We start from the raw sequence: 10,751 nt of genomic DNA, 5'->3' as shown, positions 1-10,751 counted from the left end.
TAAAATATGGTTTAAACTTTTGCATGATGGTATTGCTGATACTGCTACTAACTTGGCAGACGCTGCTGCTGGTGAGCGTTATGAGTGGACCGATATGTATGCTACTTTTGCTAAAGAGGCAAGAGAAGAGGGTTTTGACCACATTGCTTTCTTGTTTGAGGGTGTTGCTAAAATTGAGAAGGAGCATGAGGAGCGTTATCGTAAATTGTTGGATAATGTTGAGAAAAAGATTGTTTTCTCTCGCGATGGCGACTGCATATGGGAGTGCGGTAACTGTGGACATATTGTTATTGGAAAAGAGGCTCCTGAAATGTGTCCTATTTGCGACCACCCAAAAGCACACTTCAGACTAAGAGCAACTAACTATTAATGGTTAGATATCTTAAATTATAAATAAAATAAAGGTCAGAGAAGCTTCTCTGACCTTTATTCATAAGTAATGTTTTTCAAATAAAGATTTTTTATTCCCTACTCTTTTTAATGGCAACTGCACCCGATATGGCAGGAGCTGCGAATGAGGTGCCGTAAGTAATCATAATTTTACCACTGCCTGTAATAACTGGAACATCACTTCCTAAGGCACAAACTTTTGGGGCTTTGTATCTGCCACGAACATACTCTCTTGAGGTAAACTCGGTAACTCTGCCTCGTTTATCAACTCCTCCAACGGCAATAACACCTTTGGCATCAGCGGGGAGAGTGAATCCCTCTTTACCTCTGTTTCCACAACTTGTTACAACGACAATGCCTTTACTTGTTGCTATCTCGGTAGCAAGTGTTGAGACTGAGATTATTCCATTGTAATCACTATATCCCAACGATACGTTTACTATATCAACGCCAAGACTATCGGCAATCTCCAATCCACGAACAAACATATCCTCTTCACAAGGAGTCTCTACGTTTATATCCTCAGTACGGATAAGAGCATAGTCACTCTTTGGGGCAATGCCCATATATTCACCCTCTCTGTTTGCAAGCATTGTTGAAAGTACTGCTGTACCATGTTCATTCTCACGAAAGATATTACCCTGAGGGTTTACAACATCGCAGGTAAATTTTATTCTATCCTTATCAAACCATCTGCCAAGAGTGTCAACACCACCAAAACCTGCATCTAAAACTGCTATATATACACCCTCGCCCCATCTGCCTCTCTTGTGAGAGGTTACAACGTTTGCTCTCTTTGATATTGGGTGCGATACCCCATAAAGGGGATGTAGTTTTATATTACTTGCACTATAAAAGTTAGATTTAAACTTTACGCTATCAGCCTTTGCCTTAGACAATACCTCTACTTTTTTCACAAAAGGGAGTTGCTCAATTTGCTGGATATTGTTACTATCGCACTCCACCACCAACGTGTTAAGCCAATTTGAATAGGTAACAATATGTTGAGCCATATTCATTACCTCTTGCTTGTAGTGTTGAGTGATTGGCAGGTCTTGTTCGCTTATTTTAATCAGCTCTATATTATGTCGGGCAATACTCTTGTCGCTCAAAAACTGTTGCGGATTATCTGTTGAGTAACCACACTCACTCTTATCGGTAAACCATACCCTTACCACATAACCCTCTTGTGCCAACAAGATGCTACTCCATATCAATAGCGTAAGTGTGATTAATAATTTTGGCATAACCCAGTTATTAGTTAATGTAAAAAGGACTAATACCTAATAACTTTTTACAGATCTTCCAATAGTTTTTTTACCTCCTCATCGGTTTGGGTGAGGTGTGTTTTGCAGAACTTTATAAGTTCAACGCTACGTTGAGCATAAGCCTTTAGGTCATCAATTTTGCAGTTGTCACTTTGTAACAACTCAACTATCTTTTCGAGTTCTTCAACAGCGGTGCTGTATGTTTTTACATCTTCCATATATAGTTTTTGTTTTGTTTCTATCTCTTTGTAACCTCTGTTTCTGCCTCGCCATCGGCAAATATTAGTTTTAGGGTATCTCCTTCGCTTACCTCAGACACGCTCTTGACAGGGAAACCATCCTTTACCGCTATTGAGTATCCGCGTTCCAAAATCTTATCGGGAGACAATAGGGTTATATTGGTCTCAAGGTTTGACACTCTGTTAAGTTCTTTCTCTATCGTGCGTTGGAGTTGGCTCTTGAGTGAAGTCCCTAAGGTTGCAATCTTTATCTGTTCCGTTGCTACTTGCGACTGAACTCCCACCATCACTCTGCTTTGTAGTTGTGATAATCTATTTTGTTCCCGCTCAACCTTATTGGTTATAAGCGAAGGCATTTTGTTTTCAATTAATGATAGAGTTAATAGGCTTTCGCTCAATAGTCCTTTTATCCTCTCAACAATCTCTCCGCTAAGTTCATTAAGGTAGGATTCACTCTCGGCAAGAGTAGATATTAAATACTCGGCTACTGCTGTGGGAGTTTTAACACTCTTGTATGCTACATAATCTAATACAGTAGTATCGCGTTCATGACCAATACCCACAATCACAGGCAGTGGAAATTGAGTGATATTCATAGCAAGATTATAGTCATCAAAGCAGTTTAGTTCCGATGTTGCACCTCCTCCTCGAATTATCACCACGCAGTCAAACTTATCTATATTCTCATACACTCTGTTGAGAGCCTCAATTACACTCTCTGCTGAGCGTTCACCCTGCATTAGTGCTTTAAATAGAACCGGGTAAAATTTATATTGATATGAATTGTTTCTCAGTTGGTCACAAAAGTCGCCATATCCTGCCGCTGTTGCCGAAGATATTACTGCTATCTTTTGAGGTACAGGTGATAGTGCAAGGCTTTTATTATCATCAATTATCCCCTCTTCGCTAAGACGGTTTAATATCTGAGTACGGCGTATTGCCATATCTCCTACTGTGTATGCAGGATCAATATCCCATACCGTCAGTGAGTAATGATATAGGGGATCAAAGCCAACCTTAACTGTTACCAATACTTTTATTCCTGCCGTTAGTGATATACCCGTTGAATGTTCAAAGAACGGACGTAACTTGCGATATGTAGCAGCCCATATATTTGCTCGTGCCTTTGCAACGGTGTTGCCCATATCATCCTTCTCTATGAGTTCTATATAGCAGTGTCCCGAGCTATTCTCTCGCAACTCGCTAATCTCCGCTGCCACCTTGTATTGCTTTGGGAAAGCATTGCTCACCGCAACACTCAGCATATTGTTTAACTCATACAGGGTAATATTCTCGGGCATAGAAACGTATTTTTGTATTTTTTTTACTTAATTCCTCCAGCAACAACAATGCACATATCATCATAACAAGGTAAAAAGTTTTGTGCTGTTGTAAGTAGTATCTCAGGGGTAATACTCTTTATTGCTTCAACTCGTTTGTCAAAGTAGTCAAACCCAATGTTATTTGTAAGCAGTGCAATAAAATTGTCGGCAAGGGTAAAACTGGTATCAAACATTCTGGCAAAGTCTCCCAACATATACCCCCTTAACTGTTGTAACTCCTCATCACTTATAGGCGATGACTTAATCTTGTCAATCTCGTTTTTAACCTCCTGCAAAAGAGGCTTTGTGAAATGCACCGCAGTATGAGTAGATATTGAAAGATATGCAGTATCGGGCAATCCAATTAACCACGAATTTATACCGTAAGTATAGCCCTTCTCCTCTCTAATTGTTTTGTTAAATCTACTGCCAAAATAACCACCCATTGCAGTGTTTAGTATATATAGGTTTAGATAGTTCTCATCTTGTCGGTTAATTGTAAATGCTCCTATTCTAACCGAACTTTGCATAACATTTGCAATCTCTTTAACCTCAACACCCTTCATATGGGGCGAAGTAACCGGGTAGTGCTTATTTTGAACAGTTCCCGAAGGTATTCTTAAAATGTTTTGCGAAAGAAGTTCAATCATCTTATCGTTAATGTCGCCCGACATAACTACACTACACCTCTCTGCCACAAAGTACTCTTTTGCGTATGAACGTATTGAGTCTGTATTGAGGTTGTCGTAATCCTCAACGCATGGAGTAACACCGTATGGATGAGAGCCAAACATCTTCTCTTTGAATATCTTATATGATATATTCTCCACTTTTTTTTGAGCCACCTTCAAGCTCTCGCTACCGCGTTGTTTAAACCTATCCAAGTCGCGTTTGCTAAAGCGTGGAGAGGTTATCACCTCAAAAAAGAGAGGTAACAATTTTGGAAATGTTCTATTAGGAGCATATAGTGTAAATATTGTGTAGTGTGTAGATACTCCTTTTTGGATAAACCCACCATAGAAGTCGAAAAGCTCTGAAATGGCAGCCGAGCTCCTCTTTTCTGAAGCTTCGGTCATAGCCTCAGCAGCAGCCTCAGTCTCTAAAGGCATACTCTGTTGATATGTACCAGCGGAGAAGATAATGTCTACTCTACAAACATTCAGACCTTTACTCTCATATACATAAAGAGGAATACCCCGCTCGGTTGAAACCAAACAAGGTAATTTAAATTTAAAATCTTCAAACTCTTTAACCGCAGGACGCATTTACTTTATAAATTAGTAATACTGTACAAAGTGTTGAACTAATTACTAACTATTGCGAAGCATAAACTCCAATGCCCTTTGCATATCATCCGGGGTGTCAATACCAATAGTCTCTTGAGTAGTAACGCCTGCCTTAATTTTGTATCCGTTCTCAAGCCAACGCAACTGCTCCAACGACTCAGCCTTCTCCAACTCCGACTGTGGCAACTTAGTAATCAGCATCAACACCTCAGCACGATAGGCATACATACCGATATGCTTGTAGAAAGTATGTGTTTTTAACCACTCCTGCATATCCACTCCTCTTACAAACGGGATAACCGAACGGCTGAAATAGAGAGCCTGATTATCAACTCCCAATACCACTTTGGGAGAGTTTGTATTCATCAAAGCATCAATACCATCACTCTCTGTAAAAGGTTTTACGAGTGTGGCAATCTGTACTGAGTTATCGGTAAAACACTCCATGATAGCCTCAATTTGCGAAGGAGCAATAAATGGTTCATCACCTTGAATGTTAATAACTACATCCTCGCCACCACCAATAGTGTTATATGCCTCAGCACATCGGTCAGTTCCGCTCTTATGGTTAGCCGAAGTCATAACTACGTTGCCACCAAACGATGTTACTGCATCATAAATGCGTTCATCATCTGTTGCAACATAAACCTTGTCAACACACTTTTTAACCTGCTCATACACCCTCTGTATCATTGGTTTGCCGTTCATATCAGCCAATGGTTTACCGGGAAAACGTGTAGATGCATAACGAGCAGGAATAATTGCTATAAATTTCATATTTTTTTTAACTGAAGACTAACAAATTAGCAAGTTCAACAAACGAATGTTTGTTAAAGCCACGATTAAGCAAGAGCAGAGTCAAGTTTACTTAAACTATGCCGAGCGAGAGTGGGTTCAAGAAACAAAAGTTTCTCAACAAACAACTCTTAATGGCAACCGCCACAATCGCCTTCACCACAATCGCCACCATGGCAACCGCTACAACAACCGCAAGAGTGTTTAGGATTTAACTCCTCTTCAGTAGCATCTCTAACCAAAAGCACCTCTCCTACAAAGTGTAACTCCTCACCGGCAAGAGGATGGTTAAAGTCCATGATAACAGTGTTCTCACGCACCTCCAAAACCGAGCCGTTAAAACGATCACCGTCAGAGTTAATCATTTGAAAAGTTTTACCGGGCACAACATTCTCAGCGTCAAATTCTCCATTAGGCGAAAAAATCTCTTTAGACAACTCTTGAACGCGTTGCTCCTCATACTCTCCAAAAGCATCAGCCGAAGCAATTCTAAAGTCGAATTTATCACCAGCCTTTAATCCAGCAACATTATTTTCAAAAGCCTCTAACATTTGGTCAGCACCAAAAATAAACGAAAGAGGACGATTTTTAGGAACTGTCTCCATAACTTCCTCTTCTTCTCCCACTGTAAGCACATAACATGCTTCAACATATTTTCCGTCTTTTATAATATCCATAGCTATATAAATTTATTATGATGCGAAGTTACAAAAAATAGATTAATCAAAATAGCAGCATAAAAACTTTTTTATATAAGTGATTGTTTATTACCATAAAAAACGCTAACTTTGCAGAAATAAATGAACTTTTTGTATTTAAAATTTGTTATATAAGCAAATAAGAGACAAAAAGTAGTAAAGAAGCCGTGAGGCTTGTAGAGTTACAAAGTTTAAAAAAATGTCTCGAGATAAACAATTTAGTTCTGAGACCAACTTAAAAACAAACTGTAAATTAATGGAAGGAAAAAAGAGATCTCGCCGACCAAGAATTGGAGAGAGACGAGATGGTTTTGAAGGTTACACTTCAGAGAGAGGTTATCGTAAACCATACAATGGAGATCAACAAAAAAGTTCTTATAGGACAGAGCATAGAGGAAACCGCGATGGTTATACTTATGGCGAAGGACAACCAAGAACAGAGTCAAAAAGATACAATTCGTACGGCGAATCAACAAGACAAGGTGAAGGTCGTTTCAACAAACGCAACGATGGCTATCGTAAACCATACAACGCAGCGAAAGACCGATCTGCCGAAGGAAGATTTGGAGCACCTAAAAAAGCAAAACCTGCACCAAAACCAAAAGCAAATAAAGTACCAGAGCCATTGCTATATAAGGCACCATTCAGCCCCGATGAGCCAATACGCCTAAACAAATATCTATCAACAGCAGGTGTATGTTCACGCCGCGAAGCAGATGAGATGATACAACGAGGCGAGGTAAAAGTAAACGGTGTTAAGATAACAGAACTCGGAACAAAGATACTCTTTGGCGATGTAGTAACCATAAAAGATAAAGTGGTTACTCCTGAGCATAAAGTATATGTGTTGCTTAACAAACCTAAAAACTGTGTAACCACAATGAGCGACCCCGAAGGACGCTTAACAGTTATGGATATAATCAGCAAGGCTTGTCCCGAGAGAATATTCCCTGTAGGCCGACTTGACCGTAACACAACAGGTGTACTTCTATTGACAAACGATGGAGAGTTAGCATCAAAGTTAACTCACCCACAATATGTAAAGAAAAAAATCTATTACGTATGCACCGATAAGGACGTAACCGAAGAAGATATGCAACGCATAGCCGATGGCATTGAGTTGAGCGACGGACCGATACACGCCGATGCAATAAGTTACGCCACAGAAACCGATAAAGACCAGATTGGTATTGAGATACACTCAGGACGTAACAGAATCATACGCCGTATATTTGAGTCGTTAGGATACAAAGTAAAAAAACTCGACCGAGTATATTTTGCAGGACTAACTAAAAAAGACCTACCTCGTGGACGTTGGCGTTACCTGACAAAAGAGGAGGTAAATATGCTACATATGGGAGCATTTGAGTAGTTTAAAAACCACAAGAGAAATATATAAAACTAATAATATGAAAAGAATTAGAATAGCAGACCTTTTTACACAAAAGCCCATAGGCAATGTAGTAAACGTAAAAGGTTGGGTGAGAACAAAACGCGGAAACAAACAAGTAGCGTTTATAGCACTTAACGACGGAACAACCATAAAAAACATACAAGTAGTGGTTGATCTTGCAACAGCCGATGAGGAGCAGATGAAAACTATCACAACAGGAGCATGTTTGTCGGTAGTAGGAGAGTTAGTAGCATCTCAAGGAGGAGGCCAAGAGATAGAGATACAATGTAAAGAGATAGAGGTTTACGGAACAGCAGATCCTCAAACATACCCACTACAAAAGAAAGGACACTCAATGGAGTATTTACGTGAGGTAGCCCATTTGCGTCCACGTACCAATACATTTGGAGCAGTGTTCCGCATACGCCACAATATGGCAATGGCTATACATAACTTCTTCCATGAGAGAGGATTTTACTACTTCCACACACCATTGATAACAGCATCTGACTGCGAAGGAGCAGGACAAATGTTCCAAGTAACAACAATGAACCTATACGATTTAAAGAAAGATGAAAACGGCTCAATAATATATGACAATGATTTCTTTGGCCGCCAAGCATCACTAACCGTATCAGGACAATTAGAAGCAGAGTTAGCAGCTATGGCACTTGGAGCAGTATATACATTTGGCCCCACATTCCGTGCCGAGAACTCAAACACACCACGCCACTTGGCTGAGTTCTGGATGATTGAGCCAGAGGTAGCCTTCAACGAGATAGAAGACAATATGGAGTTGGCAGAAGACTTCATAAAATATTGCGTACGCTGGGCATTAGACAACTGTGCCGATGATCTACAATTCCTAAACGATATGTTTGACAAAGAGTTACTCACTCGCCTACGTTCAGTAATAGATGTAGAATTTAAACGCCTAACATATACCGAAGGAATTTCCATCTTGGAAGAGGCAGTAGCAAAAGGTAAGAAATTTGAGTTTCCTGTATTCTGGGGAGCAGACCTTGCCGCAGAGCATGAGCGTTACCTAGTAGAGGAGTATTTCAAACGCCCGGTAATCTTGACCGACTATCCTAAAGAGATAAAATCGTTCTATATGAAACAAAACGATGATGGCAAGACAGTACGAGCAATGGATATTCTATTCCCAAAAATTGGAGAGATTATTGGAGGGTCACAACGCGAGGAGAGTTACGAAAAACTCGCAAAACGAGCAAACGAAATGGGGGTACCCGAAAAAGATATATGGTGGTACTTAGACACTCGCCGTTTTGGAACAGCACCCCACTCAGGCTTTGGATTAGGATTTGAACGCCTACTATTGTTTGTAACAGGAATGAGCAACATACGTGACGTAATACCATTCCCACGTACACCACGCAATGCTGAGTTTTAAAAGAAAACTATATAAGATAGTAGTAAATTAGCATTTATTCTACAAATATAAGAGACCAGAGCAAAAGAGTTTTTTTTGCTCTGGTCTCCTGCTTTTGATGCACTATCAGGCAAAAATGGTTAGATATTTATTATCCCTCCGACTTACAGCCTCCTCTCCTAACCATGTAAGGGGGTTGTGGATACAACAAAAGGGTTACCAAAAGGTAACCCTTTCCTGCTTATAATACTCTTTTACTTAATCAGAGGAAGTTTTGTACCTACTCTCGTTCCACTAATAACCTCTATCTAAATATCTAAAATCTGATTAGCAGCATCAGAGGTTTTTACCTTCTCTATGATTCGCTCTATTGTTGCACTATCGGCATCAATAATAAATGTTTGGCGAAGTGTTCCCATATAGGTACGTCCATAGAGTTTTTTCTCTGCCCACACACCAAAAAGTTGTTGTAGGGTGGTTTCGGTATCGGCAATTAGAGGAAATGGCAAAGAGTGTTTGGCTATAAATCCTTGATGCGATTTTGCACTATCTTTACTTACTCCTATAACTGCATATCCTTTTGATATTAGTTGGTCATACCCATCACGAAGCGAACACGCCTCCGCCGTACATCCCGAAGTGTTATCTTTGGGATAGAAGTAGAGTGCTATTTTTTTTCCTGAGTAGTTGCTTACTCGTACCTCGTTTCCCTCTTGGTCTAAACCCAAGAGGTCTGGTACTTTGTCTCCTATATTCATTATTATAATTCTAAGTCAACATTAAATAGTTCGTGCCAAGGTAATCCTTGCTCGTTAAGTTCTTTCATAAATGGATCGGGATTGAACTCCTCAACATTCCATACTCCTGGTTTACGCCACTCGCCTTTTAAGAACATTTTTGCTCCAATCATTGCGGGTACTCCTGTTGTATAACTTACTCCTTGTGCACCAGTCTCACGATATGCCTCCTCATGACTACAATTGTTGTAAACATAATATGTAATCTCTTTTCCCTCTTTATCAAGTCCCTTAATGCGACAACCAATTGATGTTTGCCCTGTATAGTTCTCGCCAAGGTCTCCCGGATTAGGCAACACTGCTTTTAGGAATTGGATAGGTACAATCTCTACTCCGTTATACATTATTGGCTTAATACTATCCATACCTATGTTTTGTATAACTCGTAGGTGTGTCAAATACTCTTGCCCAAATGTCATCCAGAAGCGTGCACGTTTTATTGTAGGGAAGTTCTTAACCAAACTCTCCAACTCTTCGTGGTACATCAAATATGACTCTCTTGGTCCTACTTCGGGGTAGTTCAATGGTTGGTGTACCGATAGAGGATCGGTCTCTTTCCACTCTCCATTCTCATAGAACTTACCACGTTGAGTAATCTCTCGGATATTGATTTCGGGGTTAAAGTTTGTTGCAAATGCTTTGTGGTGATCTCCAGCATTACAATCTACAATGTCGAGATACTGTATCTCGCTGAAGTGATGTTTTGCAGCGTATGCGGTATAAACTCCGGTTACTCCTGGGTCAAATCCACATCCAAGTATTGCTGTAAACCCTGCCTCCTCAAAGCGTTGTTTATATGCCCATTGCCAACTATATTGATATTTAGCTTCATCCAATGGCTCATAGTTTGCAGTATCTAAGTAACTTACTCCATACTCTAAACAAGCGTCCATAATAGTAAGGTCTTGGTATGGAAGTGCCAAATTCACTACCAATTCAGGTTTAAATTCTTTAAATAGAGCAACCAATTCCGAAACATTGTCGGCATTTACTTGAGCGGTTTGTATCTTAATATTTTTAATATCATCCGCTATTTTGTCGCATTTGCTTTTGGTGCGGCTTGCCAACATAATATCGGTAAACACATCGGCATTCATTGCCATTTTTTTAACTGCTACGGTGCTGACACCGCCTGCTCCAATAACTAATACTCTTGCCATTGCAATAGGT

The 10,751-nt window shown here is 40.0% G+C and carries 11 protein-coding genes; 3 read left to right on the top strand and 8 right to left on the bottom strand.

Translation table 11 applies throughout. From position 1 onward, the window contains the following. Positions 1-370: rubrerythrin family protein (locus IKK64_05325; protein ID MBR4119484.1), on the top strand; the 370-nt coding region annotated here is incomplete at its 5' end. Between the two features lie 91 nt (positions 371-461). Here IKK64_05325 and IKK64_05320 read toward each other — a convergent pair. From IKK64_05320 to IKK64_05295, 6 genes are all read right to left on the bottom strand, one after another. Next, positions 462-1,637 carry a S8 family serine peptidase gene (locus IKK64_05320; GenBank protein MBR4119483.1) on the bottom strand — a complete coding sequence of 392 codons (1,176 nt, stop codon included), beginning with the start codon at positions 1,635-1,637 and terminating at the stop codon, positions 462-464. 47 nt (positions 1,638-1,684) lie between these two features. Further along, positions 1,685-1,876, bottom strand: coding sequence for an exodeoxyribonuclease VII small subunit (xseB, locus tag IKK64_05315; protein ID MBR4119482.1), 192 nt, complete (start codon positions 1,874-1,876; stop codon positions 1,685-1,687). 20 nt (positions 1,877-1,896) lie between these two features. Then, positions 1,897-3,198, bottom strand: a complete 1,302-nt coding sequence (locus IKK64_05310) for an exodeoxyribonuclease VII large subunit (GenBank protein MBR4119481.1) — start codon at positions 3,196-3,198, stop codon at positions 1,897-1,899. 23 nt (positions 3,199-3,221) lie between these two features. Beyond that, the gene (locus IKK64_05305; GenBank protein MBR4119480.1) at positions 3,222-4,484 is read right to left on the bottom strand and encodes an insulinase family protein; all 1,263 of its coding nucleotides are present in this window, start codon (positions 4,482-4,484) and stop codon (positions 3,222-3,224) included. A gap of 45 nt (positions 4,485-4,529) precedes the next feature. Further along, entirely contained in the window at positions 4,530-5,282 is a 753-nt protein-coding gene (gene kdsB, locus IKK64_05300; protein MBR4119479.1) for a 3-deoxy-manno-octulosonate cytidylyltransferase, read from the bottom strand. A gap of 149 nt (positions 5,283-5,431) precedes the next feature. Continuing rightward, positions 5,432-5,977, bottom strand: a complete 546-nt coding sequence (locus tag IKK64_05295; GenBank protein MBR4119478.1) for an FKBP-type peptidyl-prolyl cis-trans isomerase — start codon at positions 5,975-5,977, stop codon at positions 5,432-5,434. Positions 5,978-6,254: 277 nt separating this feature from the next. On the opposite strand from IKK64_05295, the gene IKK64_05290 reads away from it, so the two are divergent. Both IKK64_05290 and asnS read left to right on the top strand, forming a co-directional pair. Further along, the gene (locus IKK64_05290; GenBank protein ID MBR4119477.1) at positions 6,255-7,370 is read left to right on the top strand and encodes an rRNA pseudouridine synthase; all 1,116 of its coding nucleotides are present in this window, start codon (positions 6,255-6,257) and stop codon (positions 7,368-7,370) included. Between the two features lie 37 nt (positions 7,371-7,407). Continuing rightward, positions 7,408-8,805, top strand: coding sequence for an asparagine--tRNA ligase (gene asnS / locus IKK64_05285; protein MBR4119476.1), 1,398 nt, complete (start codon positions 7,408-7,410; stop codon positions 8,803-8,805). A 287-nt stretch (positions 8,806-9,092) separates the two neighbouring features. On the opposite strand, the gene IKK64_05280 is transcribed toward asnS, so the two are convergent. Together IKK64_05280 and IKK64_05275 are read right to left on the bottom strand one after the other, a co-directional pair. Then, positions 9,093-9,542 carry a peroxiredoxin gene (locus tag IKK64_05280; protein ID MBR4119475.1) on the bottom strand — a complete coding sequence of 150 codons (450 nt, stop codon included), beginning with the start codon at positions 9,540-9,542 and terminating at the stop codon, positions 9,093-9,095. 2 nt (positions 9,543-9,544) lie between these two features. Then, positions 9,545-10,741, bottom strand: coding sequence for a saccharopine dehydrogenase family protein (locus IKK64_05275; protein ID MBR4119474.1), 1,197 nt, complete (start codon positions 10,739-10,741; stop codon positions 9,545-9,547). Positions 10,742-10,751: the final 10 nt, after the last annotated feature.

It is taken from the genome of Bacteroidales bacterium, from assembly GCA_017521245.1.
In the GTDB taxonomy this organism is placed as follows: domain Bacteria; phylum Bacteroidota; class Bacteroidia; order Bacteroidales; family G3-4614; genus Caccoplasma_A.
This window is presented reverse-complemented; position numbering and strand designations above follow the sequence as displayed.